10 protein-coding genes are annotated in these 23,343 nt (G+C 76.7%); 6 read left to right on the top strand and 4 right to left on the bottom strand.

Features of this window, described 5'->3' with window-relative positions:
* Positions 1 to 23: 23 nt before the first annotated feature.
* Both ACYVO2_RS10030 and ACYVO2_RS10025 read left to right on the top strand, forming a co-directional pair.
* Entirely contained in the window at positions 24 to 782 is a 759-nt protein-coding gene (locus ACYVO2_RS10030) for an ABC transporter ATP-binding protein (protein WP_461007309.1), read from the top strand.
* Positions 782 to 3,160 carry an ABC transporter permease gene (locus ACYVO2_RS10025; RefSeq protein ID WP_461007308.1) on the top strand — a complete coding sequence of 793 codons (2,379 nt, stop codon included), beginning with the start codon at positions 782 to 784 and terminating at the stop codon, positions 3,158 to 3,160. The genes ACYVO2_RS10030 and ACYVO2_RS10025 overlap by 1 nt, the downstream gene beginning before the upstream one ends.
* Positions 3,161 to 3,206: 46 nt before the next feature.
* Here the strand turns inward: ACYVO2_RS10025 and ACYVO2_RS10020 are convergent, their stop codons facing one another.
* The gene (locus ACYVO2_RS10020) at positions 3,207 to 3,668 is read right to left on the bottom strand and encodes a MarR family winged helix-turn-helix transcriptional regulator (RefSeq protein ID WP_461007307.1); all 462 of its coding nucleotides are present in this window, start codon (positions 3,666 to 3,668) and stop codon (positions 3,207 to 3,209) included.
* Positions 3,669 to 3,801: 133 nt separating this feature from the next.
* Here ACYVO2_RS10020 and gap point away from each other — a divergent pair, with 133 nt between their 5' ends.
* Positions 3,802 to 4,806, top strand: a complete 1,005-nt coding sequence (gap, locus tag ACYVO2_RS10015) for a type I glyceraldehyde-3-phosphate dehydrogenase (RefSeq protein WP_461007306.1) — start codon at positions 3,802 to 3,804, stop codon at positions 4,804 to 4,806.
* Positions 4,807 to 4,949: 143 nt separating this feature from the next.
* On the opposite strand, the gene ACYVO2_RS10010 is transcribed toward gap, so the two are convergent.
* Complete coding sequence (locus tag ACYVO2_RS10010) at positions 4,950 to 5,522, bottom strand: dihydrofolate reductase family protein (RefSeq protein WP_461007305.1); 573 nt, start codon at positions 5,520 to 5,522, stop codon at positions 4,950 to 4,952.
* 437 nt (positions 5,523 to 5,959) lie between these two features.
* Between ACYVO2_RS10010 and ACYVO2_RS10005 the strand changes: the two genes are divergently transcribed.
* Together ACYVO2_RS10005 and ACYVO2_RS10000 are read left to right on the top strand one after the other, a co-directional pair.
* The gene (locus ACYVO2_RS10005; RefSeq protein ID WP_461007304.1) at positions 5,960 to 10,204 is read left to right on the top strand and encodes a hypothetical protein; all 4,245 of its coding nucleotides are present in this window, start codon (positions 5,960 to 5,962) and stop codon (positions 10,202 to 10,204) included.
* Positions 10,205 to 10,365: 161 nt separating this feature from the next.
* On the top strand, positions 10,366 to 11,820 hold the full coding sequence (locus ACYVO2_RS10000) for a tryptophan 7-halogenase (RefSeq protein ID WP_461007303.1): 1,455 nt from the start codon (positions 10,366 to 10,368) through the stop codon (positions 11,818 to 11,820).
* A gap of 18 nt (positions 11,821 to 11,838) precedes the next feature.
* On the opposite strand, the gene ACYVO2_RS09995 is transcribed toward ACYVO2_RS10000, so the two are convergent.
* Complete coding sequence (locus ACYVO2_RS09995; protein WP_461007302.1) at positions 11,839 to 19,737, bottom strand: type I polyketide synthase; 7,899 nt, start codon at positions 19,735 to 19,737, stop codon at positions 11,839 to 11,841.
* Positions 19,738 to 19,886: 149 nt separating this feature from the next.
* Positions 19,887 to 21,611 (bottom strand): discoidin domain-containing protein, encoded by a 1,725-nt coding sequence (locus ACYVO2_RS09990; RefSeq protein WP_461007301.1) that lies wholly within the window; start codon positions 21,609 to 21,611, stop codon positions 19,887 to 19,889.
* A gap of 313 nt (positions 21,612 to 21,924) precedes the next feature.
* Between ACYVO2_RS09990 and ACYVO2_RS09985 the strand changes: the two genes are divergently transcribed.
* Positions 21,925 to 23,142 carry a hypothetical protein gene (locus tag ACYVO2_RS09985; protein ID WP_461007300.1) on the top strand — a complete coding sequence of 406 codons (1,218 nt, stop codon included), beginning with the start codon at positions 21,925 to 21,927 and terminating at the stop codon, positions 23,140 to 23,142.
* Positions 23,143 to 23,343: the final 201 nt, after the last annotated feature.

Genomic DNA, 23,343 nt, shown 5'->3' with positions numbered 1-23,343 from the left:
TGGTTCTGCCGTTGCCTTGAGCCATGACCACGACACAGAACGGCCCGGCCGTGAGCCCCGTGCGGCTGCGGTCGCTGACCAGGCGCCACGGCACGGGCGAACGGGCCGTCACCGCTCTCGACGGCGTGACCGCCGACTTCGCGGCGGGCACGATGACAGCCGTCATGGGCCCGTCCGGCTCCGGCAAGTCCACGCTGCTGCACTGCGCCGCCGGCATCGACCGGCCCTCCTCGGGGGAGGTGCTGATCGGCGGTACGGAGCTGAGCCGACTGGACGAGAACGCGCTGACACTGCTGCGCCGGGAGCGGGTGGGCTTCGTCTTCCAGGCGTTCAACCTGGTGTCGGCCCTGACCGCGGCGCAGAACGTCGAACTGCCGCTGCGGCTGGCCGGACGCCGCCCGGCGGCGGGCGAGGTCGCCGCGGCGCTCGGCGCCGTCGGGCTCGCGGACCGCGCCGGGCACCGGCCGAGCGAACTGTCGGGCGGGCAGCAGCAGCGCGTCGCGATCGCGCGGGCGATCATCGCGCGGCCCGCCGTCCTCTTCGCCGACGAACCGACCGGCGCCCTGGACACCCGGGCCTCCCGGACGGTGCTGCGACTGCTGCGGCACCTGGTGGACACCCGCGGGCAGACGGTCGTGATGGTGACCCACGACCCGGCGGCCGCGGCGCACGCCGACCGCGTGCTGCTCCTGGCGGACGGGCGTCTGGTGGACGAGCTGCCGGGCTCGGCCGGAGCCGAGGCGATCGCCGCCCGGACGGCCGCTCTTGAGGTGCGGTCGTGATGGGCCCGGCCACCGTGCGAGAGCGGTGGGCGTCGTTCCTCGGATCGCTCACGGCCGTGGCGCTGGGCGTCGCGGTGGTGACCGTGAGCGTGCTGGTCCTGCTCTCGGACGGCCCCGGGGTGCCGGAGCGGCTGGCGGGCGCGCCGGTACTGGTGCAGAGCCCGGCGGGCGAGCGGACCCCCGGGGTCTTCGCGGAGAACCCGCCGTGGGCACCGGAGCGCGCCGAGGAGTTGCGGCGGGCGCTGGCCGGGCTGCCCGGGGTCGCCGCGGCGGTCGCGGACCGCTCCTTCTACGCTCAGGCGGCGGGCACCGAGCAGCGGAAGGGGGAGCGGCAGGGCCATCCCTGGTCGTCGGCGGCGCTCGCCTCCCACGACCTGGTGGCGGGCCGCCCGCCGGCCGCGGCGGACGACATCGTCGTGGACCGGGCCCTGGGGCTCGCGCCGGGCGAACCGGTCACGGTGCTGACGGCCCGCGGGCCGCGGCGGTTCACGGTGTCCGGGACGATGGACGGCCCCGGCTACTACGTCACCGACCGGCGCGCGGCGGAACTGGCCGGCGGGGTCCGGGTCATCGGCCTGCTCCTGGAGCCCGGCGCCGACGCACGCCGGGTCGCGGCCGCCGCGCGGCGCGCCGCCGGCGACAGCGGCACGGTGCTGACCGGCGCCGCCCGGAACGCGACGGCGCCGAAGCAGGACGAGACGACCCGCTGGATCGGCGGCCAGGTGGTGACCGCCATGGCGCTGCTGTCCGCGTTCGTCACCGTGTTCAACGTCGCCTCGGCGTTCGCGTTCGCCGTCGCCCAGCGGCGCCGCGAGTTCGGCCTGCTGCGCACGATCGGCGCCACACCGCGGCAGGTCCGGCGGCTGGTCCTCGGCGAGGCCCTGGTGGTGGGCACCGGCGGCGCGGCGGCCGGGGCGCTGCTCGGTGCGGCCCTGGCGCCGGCGATGGCCGGACTGCTCGTCGACGCGGGATTCCAGCCGGCGGGCTTCCAGGTGACCTTCCGGTGGTGGGTGCCCGCGGCGGCCCTCGTCCTGGGCGTCGCGGTGGCGCTGGCCGGGGCGTGGGGGGCGTCCCGGCGGGCGGCCGCGGTGAAGCCGCTGGAGGCGATGCGGGAGGCCGAGGTGGACAGCCGGCCGCTGACGCGGCGTCGGCGGGCCGCCGGGCTGACCGCGACGGGCGTGGGCGCGGCCTGCTCCGTGGCCACGGCCTTCGCGGGCGCCGACGCCATGGTGCTGCTCGCCCTCGGCGCGGCCATGGGCCTGACGGCCGGTTTCGCCCTCCTGGCGCCCGCGCTGGTCCGTCCCGTGATCGGGGCGCTGACCCGGCCGCTCGCCCACCGTCCCGGCGCCACGGCCGTGCTGGTGCGCGAGAACGCGCTCACCGCCGTGCGCCGCACCTCCGCCACCGTCGCCCCCGTGCTGGCGACCGTCGCGTTCGCCGTGCTGATCACCAGCGCGGTGGCGACGACCCAGAGCGCCGACACCGCCCGGCAGGCCGCCGCCGTCCGGGCCGAGGCGGCGCTCGTCCCCCGGGGAACGCCGGGGCTCTCGGACGCCGCGGCCGCCTCCGTCGAGGGCGCGGCGCTGCTGTCGACGACCGTCTACGGCGCAGAAGGCGGGCCGGCGCTGACCGCCGCCGGGGTGACGGCCGACTTCGAGCAGGTGTACGCGGCACCGGCGCCGCGCGGTGCCTCGGTGGCCGTCACGGCCGCGGTGGCCGCCGCGCACGGCTGGCGGGAGGGCCGCGTCGCCACGCTGACGTTCGACGACGGACGGACGCGGGCGCTGCGCGTCGCGGCCGTGCTGCCCGACTCCGTGCCGTACCAGGTGGTGCTCCCCCGCGAGCTGGTGCGCGCCCACGACCCGTCCGCGCTGGCCGACGTCGCCTACCGCACCGGCCCCGGCGCCGCGCGCCCCGACACCGCGCAGGGCGCACAGGAGGTCTCGGTGGAGGAGTACGCGGCCTCCGCCGACGCGGAGGAGGACCGGCTGGTGCGGATCTTCACCCTGCTGCTCGTCGCCCTTTCGGCGGGCTACACGGCGATCGCGGTCGCGTCCACCCTGCTGACGGCCACCGCGGACCGGGCGCGCGACCTGCGTGTCCTGCGCCTGTCCGGCGCGACGAACCGGCAGGTGCTGCTCGCCCTCACGGCCGAGACGCTCTGCGTGGTCACCCTGGGCGCGGTCCTGGGCGTGGCGGCGGCCGTCCCCGCCCTGCTCGGCACGGTCCACGGGCTGCGCCAGGAGCTGGGCCTGCCGGTGGAGCCGACCGTGGACTGGCGCGCGCTCACGGGCACGGTGGCCGCCTGCCTGCTCCTGGGCACGGCGGCGACCGCGCTCCCGGCCCGCACGGCGTTGCGGAGGATGCGGCGGGGGTGAACCCGTGGCCGCGGGCCGGGTCCCGACGTTCGGACGGGGACAGGCCCTAGCCTTCCGCCTGGGCTCCGAGATCCGCGAGGCGGGACAGGGCGGGGAGAGCCGCGGCGATCGCCTGTCGTTCGGCGGGCGTCAACCGGGCGATCAGCGGGAGCAGGTGACGGGCCCGGTCCTCGTGCCGGGCCTGGCCGATCCTCCGGCCGCTGTCGGTGATGTGGATGAGGACGGCGCGCCCGTCCGCCGGGTCGGGGCGGCGCTCCACGAGGCCGTCCCGCTCCAGGCGGGTGACCAACTGGGTGAGCCCCGACTGGCTGATCTGCTCGGTCCTGACCAGGTCGGTCAGCCGTTTCGGGCCGCTGTTGGCCAGGGTGTCCAGCACGGACAGCGTGGTGAACGACAGCTTCTGCACCGTGGGAAGCCGGATGTAGTAGCGGTTGAAGTGCTCGATCGCCCTGGTCAGGTCACCGACGTCCAGGTCGGCGCCGGGGTTGGCGCGCTGCGTAGATGTCACGGTAGAGATATATCCAATACTTATATAAGCTGCTGATAGATCTTCTTCTCGCGCCCCGGCCGGGCGCGTGTTTGACCGTACGCCGTGCAGCGGCGCGTCAAGACCTCAACAGCGCTAGGTGAGGAACACACCCATGACCGTGAGAATCGGTGTCAACGGCTTCGGGCGCATCGGCCGCAACGTCTTCCGCGCGGCGGCCGAGCGGGGTTCGGAGCTCGAGATCGTCGCCGTCAACGACCTGGGTGACGTGCCCACGATGGCCCATCTGCTCGCCCACGACTCGATCCTGGGGCGCTTCCCCGAGGAGATCGCCGCCGAGCCGGGGGCGATACGCGTGGGGGGCCGGGAGGTCAAGGTCCTCGCCGAGCGCGATCCCGGCGCCCTGCCCTGGGGCGACCTCGGGGTGGACATCGTGATCGAGTCCACCGGCGTCTTCACCGACGCCGCGAAGGCGCGCGCGCACGTCGCGGGCGGGGCGAAGAAGGTCATCATCGCCGCCCCGGCCAGCGGGGAGGACATCACGGTCGTGCTCGGCGTCAACGACGACGCCTACGACCCGGAGCGCCACACCGTCATCTCCAACGCCTCGTGCACCACCAACTGCCTCGCCCTCCTGGTCAAGGTGCTGCACGAGGCCGTCGGCATCGACAGCGGCATGATGACCACGGTGCACGCCTACACGCAGGACCAGAACCTCCAGGACGCCCCGCACAAGGACCTGCGCCGGGCCAGGGCGGCGGCCCTGAACATCGTGCCCACCTCCAGTGGCGCCGCCAAGGCCATCGGCCTCGTCCTGCCGGACCTCGCCGGCAGGCTGGACGCCTACGCCCTGCGGGTTCCCGTCCCGACCGGGTCGGTCACCGATCTCACGGTCATCACCCGCCGGGGCACCACCGTGGACGAGGTGAAGGAGGCGTACGCGGCGGCGGCCTCGGGGCCGTACAAGGGCCTGCTCTCCTATGTGGACGCGCCGCTGGTCAGCACCGACATCGTGGGAGACCCGGCCTCCTGCGTCCTCGACGCCGCGCTCACCCGGGTGTCGGGTCCGCAGGTCAAGGTCGTCGGTTGGTACGACAACGAGTGGGGCTACTCCAACCGCCTCGTCGACCTGGCCCTGCTCGTCGGGGCGTCCCTGTAGTTCGCACCCGTGGTCCGCACCGGCCCGGCGTGCCCTCCCACCCGGACGCCGGCGACGGCCGCCGTTCGCCGGACGGCGGCCGTCGCCGAGGGCGGGGTCATCAGGACCGCTCCCGCCGGCGGCGACGGCGGGCGGGAGCGGGGTCAGCGGAGGACGTCGAAGACGTTCTTCTGGAGGCCGTTGGCGTAGGCCTCGTGCTCGACGAGCCTCAGCCGCTGCGTGTCCTTGTCCGTGGCGCTGAACAGGCGCTTGCCCGCGCCGAGCAGCAGCGGGAAGACCAGCAGGTGGTAGCGGTCGATCAGCCCGGCGTCCGACAGGCTGTGGTTCAGCGCGGCACTGCCGTGGACGATGATCGGGCCGCCCTCGGTCTCCTTCAGGGCGGCGACGTCGTCCAGGGAGCGCAGGATCGCGGTCTCGCCCCAGTCGGACACCAGGTCGCCCTCGGTGAGGGTGGTGGAGACGACGTACTTCGGCATCACCTTGTAGTCCGCGAACTCCTCCATGTCCGGCCACACCTGGCTGAACGCCTGGTAGCTGACCCGGCCCAGCAGCATCGCGGTGGCTTCCTTCTGCTCCCGGTCCTTGATCTCGAACGCCTCGGGGAGGAACTCCACGTCCTTGAACGTCCAGCCGGAGTTGCGGTAGCCGGGCTCGCCGCCCGGGGCCTCGACGACTCCGTCGAGCGAGACGAAGGCGGTGCTGATCAGAGTGCGCATCTGAGGTTCCTCGGGGTCTGGTGTCCGGTTGTCGGCGGGTTCGGTCGGCGCTCGCTTCCACCGCCCTCGCGGCTGCCGCGCACCAACCATGACCTCTGACTGCCGATCCTGCCGGAACTCATCGGTGCCGCCGACATCGGGTGCGCCTGCCGCCTCGCCCGGGACGCTCCGGGGCCCGGACCGCCGACACGGCATGCCGCACATGCCACCCCGATGTGCGGGGACACGGGCGGAACGTTGCGGCACGGGCAGTTCTGCCGGATTCATTCCTTCCCCCGGGAGGTCGGGGCGACGATGGAGGGATGACGGGGTGGGGACTGGGCGGCGGTGGCCGGGAGGGCGGCGGCGGTGGTGCGCCGGCCCGTGGGAGCGGACGGTGGAGGCGGTGGGGCCGGAAGCCGTCCGGGACGGAGCCGGAGTACCGCCTGCGGCCGCGGGTGAACTGGCTGGCCGACTCGGTGGTGCACGGACCGGTGATCCAGGGGGACGTGGGCAGTGTCCAGTTCGGCACCGGGGTGCCCCTGTACCGGATGGACGCCTTCCCGGCCGGGCCGGCGGAGCCGGGGGCCCAGTGGTGGCGGGCGCGGCCCGCGCAACTGCTGCGGGCCGAGCACGAGCGGGTCGCCTTCGTGGGCCGGACGGACCAGCGCCGGGAGCTCGCCGCGTGGGCGCGTTCCGGCCCGAACGCCTCGGTCCTGCTGCTCCACGGGCCCGGCGGGCAGGGCAAGACCAGGCTGGCCATCGAGTTCGCACGGGAGTGCCGGGCGCTCGGGTGGCGGGTGCTGCGAGCGGACCACGGCGGCGGCCCGGTCCGCTCCGCCGGCCCGGTGTCCGGCGGCGGGACGGAACGCGGCGGCACACCGGTGCTGGTGGTCGCCGACTACGCCGAGCGGTGGCCCCGCGGCGGTCTGCTCGCGATGCTCGGCGACGCCGTGGAGCAGCCCGGCCGGGCCCGGGTGCTGCTGGTCGCGCGCTCGGCGGGCGCGTGGTGGCGGTCCCTCGCCGCCGAGCTCGACAAGGCCTGCCTCGAGCACCGGGCGCTGCGCCTGGCGCCGCTCGCCGACGGCTCCGGCGGCGCGCCCCGCCCCGAGGAGCTGTTCCGTGCGGCGCGGGACGCGTTCGCCGAGACCCTGGGGGTGCCCGGGGCGCTCGGCGCGGCGCCGCCCCGGGACCTGGCCACCGAGCCCGGGTTCCGGCAGGTCCTGGCCGTGCACATGGCCGCGCTCGCCGCGGTGCTGCACCACTCCGGGCCGGGCGCCGGCGCCCCCGGGGCACGGCCGGCCCCCACCCGCCCCGAGGCCGTCTCCGCCTTCCTGCTGGACCGGGAGCTGAGCCAGTGGGAGGCCCTGCACGCCGGCGGCCGGGTGGCGTCCACCGCCGCGGAGCTGGGCCGCGCCGTGTTCACCGCTTCACTGACGGGTGAGGTGCCGTACGACACCGGGCGGGCCGCGCTGGCCCGGATCGAGGCGTGCCCGCCGGGGCACGAGCAGCGGGCGCTCACCGACCACTCGCTGGTGTACCCGCCGGCCGCCCCCGACCGCGGCGGGGTGCTGCGGCCGCTGGAACCGGACCGGCTGGCCGAGGATTTCCTGGCCCTGACGACGCCCGGCCACGACGTCGGCGCCTTCACCCCCGAGTCCTGGGCCACCAGTGCCCCGGCCCGCCTGCTCGCGCGCCCCGGCGGTCCTGCGGAGCCCGTCCCGGCGCTCGCCCGGCCCGCGCTCACCGCCCTGGCCGCCGCCGCGGAACGCTGGCCGCATGTGGCGTCCCGTGGGCTCGCTCCCCTGCTCACCGCGCACCCCGGGCTGGCCGTCCTGGCCGGTGGTGCCGCGCTCACCGCCCTGGCCGAACTCGAGGCCCTGGACCCCGCGGTCCTCGAGGCCGTGGACGCCGACCTGCTCACCGCCGCCGCCTGCCTGGCCCGCCGCCTCCTGCCGCACCGCCTCGCGGCCACCGGCGATCCCCGCGCGCACGCCGAGTTGCACTCCCGGCTGAGCAAGCGGCTGTCCGACGCGGGGCTGCACGCCGACGCCCTGGGACCGGCCGAGGAGGCGCTGGCCCTGCGGGAGCGGTTGGCCGCGGCCGACCCCGCCGCCCACGGGCCGGAGCTGGCCCGGGCCCTGGACAACCTCGGCCACCGGCTGGCGCACCTGGGGCGGTGGGAGGAGGCCGGGTCCGCCGCGGAGCGGGCCGTGGCCGTGCTGCGGCAACTGGCCCGGGCCGACGCCGCGCACGAGCCCCGGCTCGCCGCGGCCCTGCACAACCTCGGCCACCACCTGTGGTGGCTGAACCGGTGGGAGGAGGCGCTGGCCGCCACCGAGGAGGCCGTCGCCGTGCGCAGGCGGCAGGCCCGCGGCGACCCGGCCGCCCACCAAGGCGATCTGGCGATGTCGCTGCACAACCTGGCCGCCCTGCTGATGACGGTGTCCCGGGGGCGGCAGGCGCCCCGCCGGGCGGCGGAGGCGCTGGCCGCCGCGGAGGAGGCGGTCCGGCTGCGCGGGCGGATGGCGGCGGACGACCCGCGGGCGCACCGGCCGGCCCTGGCCGAGTCCACGGGGAACCTCGGGGTCCTGCTGGCCTGCGCGTCCCGGCGGGCCGAGCCGGGTCCCGGGGGCGACGCCGCCGGGGCCGCGCTGGCCGAGGCCGTGCGGGACCACCGGGAGCTGGCCGGGGCGAACGCCAGGGCGCACGGGCCCGCCCTGGTGGTCTCGCTGTACAACCTGGGGGTGCGCCACCGGGCGCTGAAGGAGCACGCGGCGGCCGCCGCGGCGTTCCGGGAGGCGGACGAGCTCCGGCGGGAGCTGCGCGACATCGTCCCGCACGGGACGCTCCCCGACCCGGGCCCGGCGAGGCGGAGGTACACCCTGCATCTGAGCACCCGCGCCGAGTGGGCGCTCACCCCGCCGCTGCTGACCCTCGCCTGGTACGCCGACCGGGACAAGGAGAGGTGGCTCCGGGCGGCGGGCGGCTCCGAGGGCAGGGGCGCGGGGACGGGCGGCGTGCGGCAGCTTCCGGCGGAGGCGTCGGCGGCCCTGCCCCGGGGGCTTCCGGCCAGGGTGCTCCACGAGGCGCTGCGCACCGCGCACCGGCTGCCGAACCTTCCCACGGTGCTGGACCTGGCCGCCCAGCCCGCCGTACGGCGGGTCGCCGCGGGCGCGGTGGCACTGGCCGTGCTCGGTGCCGGGGCCCTCGGCGGGGACGCGGCGCCGCGCCGCCCGGAGCGCGCGGCGGCGGCGCCGAGCACACCCGCGCCCCGGCCGAACCCGCCAGGGGAGGCACCGGGGGACACGTCCGGCCCGACCGGGTCCCCCGGTCCCACGGAGCCCGGCACCGGCACCGCCCCGCCACCCGGCCCGTCCGGCGGCACGGACGGGGCGGGTGGTGGGACGGCCACGGGCGGCACGCCCACGGAGGGCACGGTCGGCGGGGGCACGGCACCGGGCGGGAGCGCGAGCGGCGCCGGCGGTTCGCCGTCGGGCGGGGCCGCGACGGGCGGCGCGGGGGCGGGCGGCACCGGCCCCGGCGGGGCGGGCCAGGGTGGTACGGGCCAGGGTGGGGCGGGCCCCGGCGGGACCGGCCCGGGCGGAGGCGGAGGCGGCGCGGGCTCCGGCGGTCCCGGAACGCCGCCCGCCGAGCCGAAGTGGGGCTACGCCGTCACCCAGGACGCCGCGGAGGCCCCGATCGGCCAGGAGACCCCCGCCGGGCCCCCCGACATGGAGTGGGGCACCTGGAAGCGCTCCGCCGACCCGGAGCTGGCCGCCCGGCGGGTCACGGTGGTCCGCGAGGCCACGGGCGTGTACCGGGTCGTGCTGCCCGGGGTCGGCTCCGACCGGGGCGTCCCCCACGTCACCGTCTTCTACAGCCCGTACACCGCCGACACCTGCCTGGTCCACGACTTCCGGCGCGCGGGCCGGGACGAAGTGGTGCGGGTCGGCTGCCACGCCCCGTCGGGGACCGCCAAGAACATGCGGTTCCACCTGTTCTTCGGCGAGGCGGGCGGGGACGGCGGCCCGATGGCCACCGTCCGCTACACGACCGGCTCGGGGGACGCCGACGCCGAGCCGCTGCGCAACCCGGGCACCGTCAACACCGCCGGCGGCGCCGTCCGGGTGCGCCGCACCGGCGTCGGAGCGTACCTGCTCACCCTCGACGGCGCCGTGTTCCGCGACGACGGCTACGCCCAGCTCACCCCGTACGGCCGCGATCCGGCCCGCTGCCAGAACGCGGGGGTCTCCGGGGACGGGGCGCGCCTGCGGATCCGGGTGCTGTGCCACGCCGTCACCACGGACGCCCTCCCCCGGCCCAGGGACACCCGCTGGCTGCTCACCTATGTGCGCCACGCCCCGCTGCCGAACGACGCGGGGCTGCCCGGCGCCTACGCCCAGACCACGGCGGCCGCGGCCATCGACCACGCCCGCTCCTACAGCACCTCGGGCGGGGCGATCACGATCAGCAGGGTGCGGGAGGGCGGCGGCTGGTACCGGGTCGACTTCCGCGGCGTCGGCAAGCGCTTCGGGTCCGTGCAGGTCGTCACCCTCGGCACCAGGCCCGGGTACTGCATGGACCAGTGGTGGAACTCCTACCAGGAACCCGGGCACGTGTGGGTGGACGTGTTCTGCTTCGACAGCGCGGGCCGCTACACCGAGATCCCGTTCGGCGTGGCGGTCCTCCGCGCCCCTTGAGGCGTCCCGGCGGCGGGGCGGGCGCGCCGACGCGCGTCGGGGCCGGGGGCCGGCCCGGGTCGTCCGGGTCCGTGCCGCGGTGGCCGCGGGTGGGACGCCAACTCCCGCACGAGGGCTGGGTATTGTCCTGGCCTGGGCACGGGCGACGAGTGGGGGTTCGGATGTACGACGCCGTGGTGGTGGGCGGAGGGCCGGCGGGGGCGACGGCCGCGACAGCGGTGGCGATGCGGGGTCACCGGGTGCTGCTCCTGGAGAAGGAGGAGTTCCCCCGGTACCGGATCGGCGAGTCGCTGCTGCCGTCCACGGTCCACGGCGTGTGCCGCCTGCTGGGGGTCGCGGACGAAGTGGAGCGCGCGGGCTTCACGCGCAAGCGCGGCGGCACCTTCCGCTGGGGCGGCAACCCGGATCCGTGGCGGTTCACCTTCGGCCTCTCTCCCCGGCTGGAGGACCCCACGTCGTTCGCCTACCAGGTGGAGCGGTCCGTGTTCGACGCCATCCTGCTGTCCGGGGCCCGCCGGGCGGGCGTGGAGGTCCGCGAGGGCTGCACCGCCACCGGTGTCCTGGGGGGCGGGGGCGACGGGCGGGTGGAGGGCGTGGCGTACACCGACCGGGCCGGACGCGCCCGGGAGGCCCGGGCCCGCCATGTCATCGACGCGTCCGGCGGCACCAGCCGCCTCCACGCCCATGTGGGAGGCGGGCGCGTGCACTCCGACTTCTTCCGCAACCTCGCGGTCTTCGGCTACTTCGCCGGCGGCGGCCGGATGCCGGAGCCGGACGCGGGCAACATCCTGTGCGTCGCGGTGGAGGACGGCTGGCTGTGGTACATCCCGCTGCGGCCCGACCTGACCAGTGTGGGCGCGGTCGTCGGCCCCGAGCAGGTGGGCGCCGTCCGGCGGGACGCCTACGGCACGTGGCGGCGCCTGATCGACTCGTCCCCGCTGATACGGGACCTGCTCGCCGGGGTGCCGAGGGCCACCGAGCCGATGTACGAGCGGCTGCGGGTCCGCAAGGACTACTCCTACACGAAGCGGAGTCTGTGGCGGCCCGGCATGGCGGTCGTCGGCGACGCGGCGTGCTTCGTGGACCCCGTGCTGTCCTCCGGTGTCCACCTCGCCACCTACGGCGCGCTGCTGGCGGCCCGGGCGGTCAACGCCGACCTCGCCGGGGCGGTGCCGGAGGAGCGCGGCTTCGGCGAGTTCCAGGCCCGCTACCGGCGGGAGTACCGCCTGTTCTACGAGTTCCTCGCCGCCTTCTACGACATGCACCAGGACGAGCGGTCGTACTTCTGGAAGGCCAAGAAGGTCACCGCCGCGGGGTCAGGGGAACGGGAGGCGTTCGTCGAGCTCGTCGGCGGCCTCGCCTCGGGCGACGGCTTCGGCACCGGTTTCGGGGAGCGGCTCACCGCCGCGTCCCGGGACGTGGACGCGGCGGTGCGCCGCCTGCCCGGCGCCGGTGACCTGCGCAATCCGCTGTTCGACTCGGACACGGTCCGCGCCGTCTTCCAGGAGGGCGCGGCCCTGGCGGAGCACGCCGGGTACGGTCCGCCGGCCGGGGACGGCCCGGGAGGGCTGCGGGTGTCCGCCGACGGCCTGGCCTGGCGGCCCCCGGCGGTGTGACCGGCCGGCTCGGGCCGGTCAGGGCACCCGGGCCCGCCGATCCGTCCACGCCAGGACCGCCTCGGCGGTGGTGGCGGCGTGCTCGGCGATGATCGTGCCGTGGTGTCCTGGCACGTCGGCGGTGTCGTGGGGCGCGATCCACGACGCGCGCCACCCGTCGTCCGGCGCGAACATGCCGGGCTGCGGGTCGGTGGCCCGCACCAGCAGCGTCGGCACGCGGGACGGCCGGGGCCGCCATTCCCGGATGACGCGCAGATAGGCGCCCATCGCGGCGACCGCGGTGTCCTCGACCGCCGTGTCGTACAGCTCGCCCATCTCCAGCGCGCCGTCGGCGGGCATGGCGAGGAGCCAGTCGGCGGCCTGGTTGTCCGGGGTGACGCGGTAGCAGTCGAGGAGCACCAGGCCGGCCGGGGGGTGCCCGGCGGTGGCGAGCGCGTCCGCGACGGCGTGGGCGACGCTGCCCGCCACCGAGTAGCCGAGGAGCACCACGGGGCGGTCCGGGAAGTGGGTGCGCAGCGTCGCGGTGTGCGCCGCGACGAGCGCCGCCCAGTCGACGGGCACGGCCTCGCCGCTGTCCATGCCGGGGTGGGAGACCTCGAAGACGTCCAGGTCGCCGGTGAGGCACTGGGCGAGCCGGGTGTAGAGCGACGGCCCGATCACCGGGTCGAAGACGTCGAAGCAGACCACCGCGGGGCGGGCGGACGGCCCGCCGGGGGCGGCGGGGGCGGTGAGCCGTCGGGGCGGCAGGGCGTGGCGGGCGCCGTCGGCGGCGGTGAACGAAGGCAGCGCGTAGGAGGCGGTCGCCAGCAGGTGGGTCGCGGCGACGATCTCACCGCGCTCGCAGATCCGGCGGTACAGGGAGGCGAGGGTCTGCGGCCCGCGGGTGGCCGCCCCGGGCGCCGCCGGCTGGTGCTCCGGCGGCGCGGTGAGCAGTTCGTCGCGCAGGAGGTCGGCGATCTCCTCGGCGCTGGGGTGGTCGAAGGCGACGGTGGCGGGCAGCCGCAGTCCGGTGAGCAGGCTCAGCCGGTTGCGCAGCAGCACCCCGGTCAGCGAGTCGAAGCCCAGGTCGGTGAAGTCGCCGTCGGGGGGCACGTCGGTGCCGTCCTGGTGGCCCAGGACGAGGGCGATCTCGCCGCGCACCCAGTCGAGCAGGGTGGCCTCGCGGTCGGCGGCGGGCAGGGCGGCCAGCCGCTCCCGCCACGAACCGGCGTCCTCGGGCCCCTGCGGCGACTCGTCGGCCGCCGGGCGGGCCGGGCCCGCGGGCGTCCCCCGCAGCGGCGGCGGCGCCGGGTGGCTCGGCCGGGACGGCGCAGGCACGATCGGGGCCAGCACCGGCTCGTCCATGGCCAGGGCTGCGTCGAACATGGCCAGCCCCTCCTCCGGGGTGACGGCGCGCAGCACCGTGCCGCCGGCCGCGGCGCCGCCGGTCCGCGCGGCCATCCCGGTCTCGTCCGCCCACGGGCCCCAGGCGAGGGACAGCGCGGGCAGCCCGAGCGATCGGCGGTGGGCGGCCAGGGCGTCGAGGAAGGAGTTGGCCGCCGCGTACCCGGCCTGGCCGGGGTTGCCCAGCAGCCCGGCCGCCGAGGAGAACAGCACGAAGTGGGTGAGGCCCGCGTCCGCCGTCAGCTCGTGGAGGTGCCAGGCGGCGTCGGCCTTCGGCCGCAGCACGGCCGCGAGGCGGCGCGGGGTCTGGGCCCCGAGTACGCCGTCGTCCAGCACCCCCGCGGCGTGGACGACGGCGGACAGCCTGGGGCCGCAGCCGTCGACCAGGGCCTTCAGCGCGGCGCGGTCGGTGACGTCGCACGCCACGAGGTCCACCCGGGCGCCCGCCCGGTCCAGTTCGGCGCGCAGCGCCCGCGCGCCGGGCGCGGCCGGGCCCCGCCGTCCGGCCAGCACCAGGTGCCGCACCCCGTGCCGGGTGACCAGGTGCCGGGCGAGGAGCCCGCCGAGGGAGCCGGTGCCGCCGGTGATCAGCACGGTGCCGTCGGCCGGGAAGGGCCGGGCCGGACCGGCGGGCTCTTCGGCGGCCACGAGCCGGGGTGCGCGGATCGCGCCCTCCCGGACCGCGAGCTGCGGTTCGCCGACCGCGAGCGCCGCGGGCAGCAGCGCCGGGGACTCGGGGCGGCCGTCGAGGTCCACCAGGACGATCCGGTCCGGGTGCTCCGCCTGCGCGACGCGGACCAGCCCCCACACCGCCGCGGCGGCCGGGTCGGGGTCGGGCGCGGTGGCGTTCACGGTGACCACCGCCAGCCGGGCGGCGGGGGCGGCGGGGTCGTCCAGGTGGGCGTGGAGCAGCTCCAGGGCCCGGGCGGTCATGGCGTGGGCCCGCGCCGGCGGGTCGGCGTGGCCCGCCGGGCCGGCGAGGGGCGCGAGGACCACCTGGGGGGCGGCGGCCGGTTCGGCGGGGAGCAGCCCGCCGAGGCCGAGGTCGTCCGGGCCGGTGACCCGCCAGGCGCGGGTGGCGGACGGGGGCGCGGCCGCGGCGGGGACGCCGGCCCAGGTGAGCCGGTGCGGCGGAGGCGGGCCCTGGTCCCGGACCGGACGGGTGGTCAGCGACCCCACGCTCGCCACCGGCCCGCCCGCGCGGTCGAAGAGCTCCACCGTGACGGTGTCCTCGCCGGTGGAGCGGACGCGGACCCGTACCGCCGCGGCGCCCGCCGCGTGCAGGGCGACGTCGCTCCAGGCGAACGGCAGTTGCGCCGGGGTCCCGTGCCCGCCGTCGGCGAGCAGGCCCGCGTGCAGCGCGGCGTCCAGCAGCGCGGGGTGGACGCCGAACCGCCCGGCCTCGGCGGCCACCGCTTCCGGCAGCCGCACCTCGGCGAACACCTCCGTGCCGCCGGCTCGCTCGTCGCCGCGCCGCCACGCCGCGGTGACGCCGCGGAAGGCGGGGCCGTAGGCGTGGCCGTCGCGGGCGAGCCGCTCGTACGCCCCTCGCAGGTCCACCGGTACGGCGCCCCTGGGCGGCCACTCCCCCGCCGCCCCGGCGGGTGGGGCGGCGGCGGGGGCGAGGGTTCCGGTGGCGTGCCGGGTCCAGGCGCCGAGCGCGCCGGAGTCCTCCGGCCGGGAGAACACCTCGGCCGTGCGCTGGCCCGCCGCGTCGCGTTCGCCGAGGACCACCTGCACCTGCGTCCCGCCGCCGTCCGGGGGCAGCCGCAGGGGCGCCACGACCGCGAGGTCCTCCAGCAGGCCGAGGCCGCACTCGTCGCCCGCGCGGATCACCATCTCCACCATCGCCGCGGCGGGCACCAGCGCCGTCCCGGCGACCACGTGGTCGCGCAGCCAGGGCTGCGCCGCGCCGGACAGCCGGCCGGTGCACAGCAGCCGGTCGGTGCCGGGGAGGGTGGTCGCGCGGTCCAGGAGCGGATGGCCCTCGGCGGAGGGCCCGGGGGAGGGCCCGGCGGAGGGCCCGGGGGCGTCCAGCCAGTACCTGCGGCGCTGGAACGGGTACACGGGCAGCGGCACCGCCCGGGCGGCTCCGGTGCCGTCGAAGACCAGCGGCCAGTCCACGGCGATCCCCTGGTCGTGCAGCCTGCCGAGCAGGTCGAGCACGCCCTCGGCCTCCGGCCGGCCGGTGCGCGCGGCGGCGGCGAACACCGGCCGCCGGGACCGGCGGCCGCCCTCGGCCGCGCCGTCGTCCAGGCAGTCCGCGGCCGCCGCGGTGAGCGCCGCGTCCGGCCCGACCTCCGCGAAGACCGTGACGTCCTCCTCCCGCGCCAGCCACCGCACCGCGTCCGCGAACCGCACGGTGTCGCGGGCGTGCCGCACCCAGTGGTCGGGCGAGCACAGCTCCTCCGCCGTCGCGCGGCGTCCCGTCACCGCGGACACGACGGCGACGCGCGGCGCGTGGTAGGTCAGCGACCCGGCGACGCGGCCGAGCTCGTCGAGCACCGGGTCCATCAGCGGCGAGTGGAACGCGTGGCCCACCCGCAGGCGCGAGGTGCGCCGCCCGCGCTCGGCGAAGCGCCGGGCGACGGCCAGCACGGCGTCCTCCGCGCCGGAGACCACCACGGACCGGGGCCCGTTGACCGCGGCGACGACCGGCCCGCCCGCGGCGGCGAGCTCCGCCACCGCCTCCTCCTCCGTCGCCTCCAGGGCGCACATCGCCCCGCGTCCGGGCAGGTGCCGCATCAGCCGCCCGCGCGCCGCCACCAGACGCGCCGCGTCCGGCAGCGAGAGCACCCCCGCGGCGTGCGCCGCCGCCACCTCGCCGACCGAGTGCCCGGCCAGGACGTCCGGCCGCACACCCCACTCCCGGAGCAGGTGGAACAGCGCCACCTCGAACGCGAACAGCTCCGCCTGGGCGCGGTCGGTGCGGTCCACCGGGACCCGGCCGAGCTCCACGCCCAGATGGCCCTCCAGCTCCCGGCGCGCCTCGTCGAACGCGGCGGCGAACACGGGGAACCGCGCGCGCAGTTCCCCGCCCATGCCCTCGCGCTGGGCGCCCTGACCGGTGAACAGCAGCGCGAGACGGCCGCCCCGGGCGGCGGTGCCCCGGCGGCGGCCGTCGGCCAGCGCGTCCAGCGCGGCGAGCAGCCGCTCGCGGTCTCCGGCGGGCACGGCCGCGCGGTGCGCCAGCGCGGTGCGGGTCGTGGCGAGGGAGAAGGCCACGTCCAGGGAGCGCGTCCGGGGCAGCTCCCGGAGCAGGGCGGCCAGTCGCCCGGCCTGCTCCGCCAGCGCCGCCGGGCCCGCGCCCGACAGCAGCCACGGCGGGACGGCAGGGGCGGGGCCGCCGCCGGTCCGGGCGGCCGGTTCCCCGGCGGGGGCGGTCGGCGGCTCCTCCAGGACGACGTGGGCGTTGGTGCCGCCGATGCCGAACGCGGAGACGCCCGCCCGGCGCGGGCGGCCCGGCGACGCGGGCCAGTCGCGGTCCTCCGTCAGCAGGCGGACCCCGCCCGAGGACCAGGCGACCTGCGGGGAGGGGGTGTCCGCGTGCAGCGTCCGCGGGAGCCGCCCGTGGCGCATGGCCAGGATCGTCTTGATGACCCCGGCGACGCCCGCCGCGGCCTGGGTGTGCCCGATGTTGGACTTCACCGAGCCCAGCCACAGCGGCCGCCCGTCCCGCGGGCGGTCGCGGCCGTAGGTGTCCAGCAGCGCCTGCGCCTCGATGGGGTCGCCCAGCGGGGTCCCGGTGCCGTGGCCCTCCACGGCGTCGACGTCGGCCGGGGACAGCCCCGCGTCGGCCAGGGCCTGGCGGATCACGCGCTGCTGGGCGGGGCCGCTGGGCGCGGTGAGGCCGTTGGAGGCCCCGTCGGAGTTCACCGCGGAGCCGCGCAGCACGGCGAGCACCGGGTGGCCGTTGCGGCGCGCGTCGGAGAGCCGCTCCAGCAGGACCAGGCCGACGCCCTCCGCCCAGGCGGTGCCGTCGGCCGCTGCCGAGAACGGCTTGCAGCGGCCGTCCGGGGCCAGGCCGCGCAGTCTGCTGAAGGCGACGAACGGCGCGGGGGTGGCCATCACGGTCACCCCGCCCGCCACGGCCAGCGAGCACTCGCCCGCCCGCAGGGCCCTCGCCGCCCAGTGCAGCGCCACCAGCGACGACGAGCAGGCGGTGTCCACGGTGACCGCGGGACCGCGCAGACCGAGGGTGTAGGCGATCCGCCCGGAGGCGACGCTGCCCGCCGAACCGAGCGCGAGGTGGCCCTCGAGCTCGTGCCGGTCCACGTGGAGCAGCCGGGCCGCGTAGTCGCCGTGCATCAGGCCGACGAAGACGCCGGTGTCGCTGCCCCGCAGGCCGCCCGGGGCGATGCCCGCCCGTTCCAGCACCTCCCAGGAGGTCTCCAGCAGGAGCCGCTGCTGCGGGTCGGTGGCCAGCGCCTCGCGCGGGGACATCCCGAACAGCTCGGCGTCGAACTCGGCGGCCCGGTGCAGGAAGCCGCCGCGCCTGGCGGTGGCCGTGCCGAGCCGGTCCGGATCCGGGTCGTACAGGCCCGCCAGGTCCCATCCCCGGTCGGTGGGGAAGTCCGAGGTGGCGTCGGCGCCGTCGGTCAGCAGCCGCCACAGGTCCTCGGGCGAGGAGACGTCCCCGGGCAGGCGGCAGGCCATGGAGACGACGGCGACGGGGTCGCCGTCCGGCCGCGCGGCGCCGGACACCGCAGCGGGCACGGGCGCCGGCGCCGGCGCGGGGCCCAGCAGGGCGCCCGCGAGCAGGTGGGCCACGGCGGCGGGCGTCGGGTGGGCGAACACCAGCGTCGCGGGCAGGGCCAGGCCCGTGCGCGCGGCCAGCCGGTCGCGCAGCAGCACCCCGCCGAGGGACGTCATCTCCAGGTCCCGGAACGGCCGTTCGGCCGCCACGTCCTCGTGCGCCCGCCCGCACACCGCGGCGGCCTCCTCGCACACCAGCCGCTCCAGCGTCCGGTGCCGGTCGGGCGGCGGCAGGGCGCGCAACTGCCGGCGCAGCGCCGCCGCGACCGCGTCCCGCGTTTCGGCGAGCCGCTCGGACAGGCCGTCGGCCAGCCGACCGCGGGCGATCTTGCCGGAGGCGGTGCGCGGCACGGCGTCCGTCTCGTACACCTCGTCGGGCACCTTGTGGGGGGACAGGCGTTCCCGGCACAGGGCCAGGACGGCAGAGGCGTCGACGCCGCCGGGGCCGGGGACGACGAAGGCCACCGGCACCTCGCCCAGGACGTCGTGCGGCCTGCCGACCACGGCAGCGTCCGCGACGCCCGGGCAGGCCAGCAGGACCTGCTCGACCTCGGTGGGGCTGACCATCTCGCCACCGCGGTTGATCAGTTCACGCACCCGGCCGATCACCCGGAGGTGCCCGTGGTCCGCCCACCGGCCCAGGTCGCCGGTGCGGTACCAGCCGTCCCGCAGCACCTCGGCCGTCGCCTCGGGGCGGTCGAGGTAGCCGAGCATCAGGCCGGGAGAGCGGACCCAGATCTCGCCTTCCCCCGCCTGGGTCCCGGAGGCGGGGTCCATCAGCCGGACGTCCGTCCCGGGCACCGGACGCCCGCAGGCGCCGTCGACCCGGGGGGCGCCGAGGGCGTCGACGGCGATCATCCCGCAGGTCTCGGTGCTGCCGTAGGCGTCGAGCAGCGGGGCGCCGAGCAGGTCCTCGACGGCCGCCCGCAGCTCGGGGGTGCCGGGCGCACCGGCCGTCACGGCGGCCCGCAGCCCCGGCAGCGGCCGCGTTCCCGCCTCCCGGGCGGCCGCCACCAGGCGGTGGTACGTCGCCGGGACGCCGGCCAGCAGGGTGTGGCGCTCCTCGGCCAGGGCGGCGGCCAGGCCCTCCCCGCTCTCCAGGATCCGCGCGCTCGCCCCCACGGCGGTCACGCCGAGCACGCACAGCGAGTGGGAGAAGCTGTGGAACAGCGGCAGCGGCCACAGCAGCCGGTCGTCCGGTCCCAGCCCGAACAGCGGGACGTAGCAGGCCCGGACCGACCACAGGGCGGCGCGCTGCGTGGACACCACTCCCTTGCTGCCGCCGGTGGTGCCCGAGGTGTAGAGGATCCAGGCCGGGTCGTCCGGCCCGAGGTCGTCCCTGGGCGGGCGGCCGGGCTCGGTGCCCGCCAGCTCCTCGTACGGAATCGTCCGCGCACCGCCTGTCCTGCGGTGGTCCCCGATCAGCACCCGCACCGCGGGGCCGTCTTCGGCGACGACCGTCGCGGCGCCGCTGTCGGCCAGCGTCCGCGCCCGTTCGTCCGGGGACAGCCGCGGGGACAGGGGCACCCCGACGGCGCCTGCCCGCGCCACGGCCAGCAGGGTCTCCACCAACTCCACCCGGTTGCCGAGGAGAACGGCGACCCGGTCACCGCGCGCCACGCCCAGCCGCGCCAGATGACCCGCGAGCCGCGCCGTCCGCCGCTCCAACCGCGCGAACGTCACGCTGCGCCGGGAGTCCTGGAACGCCACCTTGTGGCCCTGGCACCGCGCGTGCGTCCGGAGCGCGCCGATCAGATCACCCTGCAAGACGTTCTCCACATGATCAGCCTAGCGAGCGCGGTGGTGGGACGGACGCCCCCGTGCGCCCGCCCCACCACGTATTCACCGACCGGGCCCGCTCCCGGTGGAGGATCCGCGCCCACCCGCGCGGACGGTGGGACTCACCTCGCGCGCGGAACGTCGGGCCGTCAGCCGAACTCGAACGGGCCGATGTCGATGGCCGCGCCCCGGACGCGCGCCGCGCCGTCGACGTCCCGGGTGAAGTCCGGGCTGTGGGGGGTGCTGCCCTCGTCGACGACGTCGAGCTGCCGGGCCAGGGCGCGGAAACGGGTGAAGTCGTCGGGGACGATCGCGGGCACCGGCGCGTCCGGATTGCCCTCGAACTCCCGCCAGTCGTCGGCCACCGACGGATCGCGCAGTTCCAGGTTGTCCGTGTCGTCGGTCAACGCGTCCCTGCTGCCGCCGGCGTACGTGGAGCCTCCCCCGCTGACGAGGACGTTGTTGCGCATCCTGATGTTCGTCGTCTCCAGACCGTCGACCGTGCCGTGGAACGTCAGCACATGGCCGTCGGCTCCGCCGCGGAGGATGTTGTTCTCGATGACCCCGCCGGTGACGCTGCCCAGTTCGATGGTCTGGCTGCCGAAGGATTCGCACACGTTGCCGCGATAGGTGTAGCCGCGTACGTCGGCGGTCGGGCGGTGCCCGTTCTGCATGATCAGGCACTGACCGGAGACGCGTACGCAGTAGTTGTTCTCCACCGTGACGCCGTGGGACACGACCGTCCTGCTGCTGTGCTGGTAGTTCTGGATGCAGTCGGCGTGCGGCTCGCCCTCGCCCTTGTTGGCGTTCAGGTCGTGGATGTAGTTGTTGCGGACGGTGTGGCCGGTGCCCCAGATGCGCATGCCGTCGACGTCGTCGTTGCCGTCGTCGGACCACAGGTCGTAGATGTTGTTCCATTCGACGGTGATGCCGGAGCCGCCCCACAGGTGGACGCCGAAGTTGTTGGTCCCGGTCACGGTGTTGCGGGAGATCAGCACATCGCTGGCGCAGTCGTCGTAGTCGCAGGCGATGGCGTAGTGGATGTGTTTGCCCTTGACCAGGTTCCTGACGATCGTGTGTCCGGTACCGGAGAACTTGATCCCCGTCGACGGGTCGTCCAGGGCGTCACCGACCACCGTGAAGCCGTCGACGGTCGCGTCGCTGCCGCTGATGACGATGTTCCGCACCGTGACGACGCCGTTGGCGCGGACCGTGATCGCCTTGTCCACGGCCAGCGTCGTGTCGGAGTGGTCGCCGGGCCTGACGCAGACGACGTCCCCGTCCGAGGCGTCGTCCACGGCCCGCTGCGGGTCGGAGGTGCTGACCGTGCAGTCGTCGGTCCTGGGGTTGCCCCTGCCGTCGGTGCCGTACGGAAGGCCCGCGCCGGGGGTTCCGTCGGCGCCGAGCACCGCGGCTTCGGTGATGCTGGTCCACTCGTTGTCGGTGTTGCCGTGCCCGATGATCCGGACGTAGCGAGCCGACGTGTCGGCGATGTCGTACGCTTCCGGCCCGAGACCGGTGCCGCTGCTCACCGCCCGGGGCAGGACCGTGGACCAGCTCGATCCGTTCTCGGAGAGCTGCACGTCGAAGGTCGCCCGGCGAGTGTCGCCCTTGTGCCAGGCCAGCGTCAGCGAGCCGACGGTCCGTACGGAGCCGAGGTCGAAGCGGATCCACACTCCGTCCCCCTCCGCCGACCACCGCGTGGACAGCTTCCCGTCCACCGCGTTCGAGGGCACGTTGCCGTCGTGGGAACCGGCGGCCACCGCGGTGATCGGCAGCGGTGTCGCGGCCTCGGCGGGCGGACCCGACACCACCACCGTCGCCGCGCTCAGCAGTGCGGCGACACCGACTAAGGATGTCAGCGTTCTCGTCACTCACCGACCTCTTTCGATCGTTGGTTGTCGAACTGCCCTGTTCCGCGTGCCGAGAGCAGCGGTGATCAGTGGACGTGACCGCCGTCACGGGCCGCCGCAGGGCCCCGTTCTACCCGCCGCGGCACGGGACCCGTCCCGGGATCCCGCTGCCACGATGACCGACCGTGTGTCGGGGCCCCGGAGCGGCGGCCGCGCAGGACACGGAACCGGGGGGTGCCCCGCCGGAACCGAGGACATCGGCTCACTGGATCTCGCGGAGGCGGGGCTGTTGACTTGAGAGGTGACAGGGAGGCGCCGGAGCACCATGTTCGACGTGGACACGATTGAGCTGGCCGCGGGCAGGCACGACCCCGGCTCGGGTCGGGCGTCCTTCATGGAGGCCGTATCCCACTTCGCGGGAGAGGCGTGGTCGGACCGCCCTGAGTGCGTGTCGCCGCTGATCGCCGTCCTCGGCCGGGCATGGAACGACGCCTTGCCGGACGCGGACAGGACACGGCTGCTGCGGCCCCGCATCCTCCGGGTCGCCGGTACGCGCTGCCCCGTCGACCTCGGCGAACTGGGTGTCCTCAGGGCCTACTCGGGCGAGGGGGACCTGAAGGACGTCCCCTGCATGCCCGCCGACTGCGCCCGCGCCTGGATGTGCGCCGACTGGCTGATCCGGACCTACACGCCGACGTGGCTGAGGCTGGCGGGCAGGGACACGGCGAAGCTGGAGGAGCTGCCCGAACTCGTCTCCGGCCTGCCCGGCTACGAACGCTTCCCCGGCACCGCCGCGGACGCGGTCGTCATGGACGCGATCGTGGACCGGCAGCCGCGGGCCGAGCGCGACATTCCCTGGCTGGACTTCCACGCGTGCGTTTCGGACGCCGCGGCCATGACCGGCGGGCGGGCCGTGCGGGACGCCTTCAGCGCCGTGCCCTGGCTGGCCCCGGGTGCCCCGGACAGCCGGATCGATCACCTGGTGCGGGTCGCGACGGCGAACGCCGAGGCCGCCATGGCGACGGTCGTCCAGGCGGCCGCCCGGGACGCGGGCTGGAGCGACGCCCTGGAAGCCGAGCACCTGGCCACCCTGGACCTGGCACGGGAGGCCGCGAGGCGCGCCAGGCGGGAGGTCGAGCGGGCCGCGCCCGCCGAGGTGCGGCGTGCCGCCCGCGACGCCAAGCGGGCGGCACCGCCCTACGAGCGCGGCACGCGCACGGCCCGCGAACGCGCCACCCGCAGGAGCGCCGAGGCGGCCGTACGGCACCGCGCCGGCCGGGCCGTCACGCCCTATGTGTGGATCCGCGCCAAGGCCGCCGGCTGGGCCGCGGTCCGGGACTACAGGAAGGCCATGCACCAGTACGCGCCGCCTGCCGTGCGCGACGCCGCCCGGGCGGCGGCCGAACGCGCCTACCTCGACGTCGAACGCGCCGCCCCCTGGCAGCCGGCTCTCACCGCGGCCCAGGCCGCCGCCCGGCGCGCCCTCGCCCCGACCGTCGCCGAACTCCAGAACTCCGCGTGTGACCTGCTCGACCGCCTGACCAGAGCCTGAGGCGGGCGGCGACGGCGGCCGCCCGCTCGGGTTGGACTGCGCGAACCGGACACGTCCGCCACGGCGGGGCGCCGCCCGGCCGCCCCCTGCTTCCGGGCGGCGCCGCCGGCAGCTCGCCGGGGGACGCGCCCCCGCTCCGGCCGGGACGGCCGGAGCGGGTGGGGTCGGTGAGGCTGGGCGGTGGGTGCGCCGGGCTCTCGC

The sequence above is a fragment of the Streptomyces capparidis genome (genome assembly GCF_054782095.1).
Note: the sequence above shows the minus strand (reverse complement) of the source record. Positions and strands in the feature narration are given on the sequence as shown.

Bases quoted from the DNA above. Each gene is read 5' to 3' on its own strand.
- ACYVO2_RS10010 (WP_461007305.1), bottom strand. From the start codon at position 5,522: ATGCGCACTCTGATCAGCACCGCCTTCGTCTCGCTCGACGGAGTCGTC.
- ACYVO2_RS10000 (WP_461007303.1), top strand. From the start codon at position 10,366: ATGTACGACGCCGTGGTGGTGGGCGGAGGGCCGGCGGGGGCGACGGCC.
- gap (WP_461007306.1), top strand. From the start codon at position 3,802: ATGACCGTGAGAATCGGTGTCAACGGCTTCGGGCGCATCGGCCGCAAC.
- ACYVO2_RS10025 (WP_461007308.1), top strand. From the start codon at position 782: ATGGGCCCGGCCACCGTGCGAGAGCGGTGGGCGTCGTTCCTCGGATCG.
- ACYVO2_RS10030 (WP_461007309.1), top strand. From the start codon at position 24: ATGACCACGACACAGAACGGCCCGGCCGTGAGCCCCGTGCGGCTGCGG.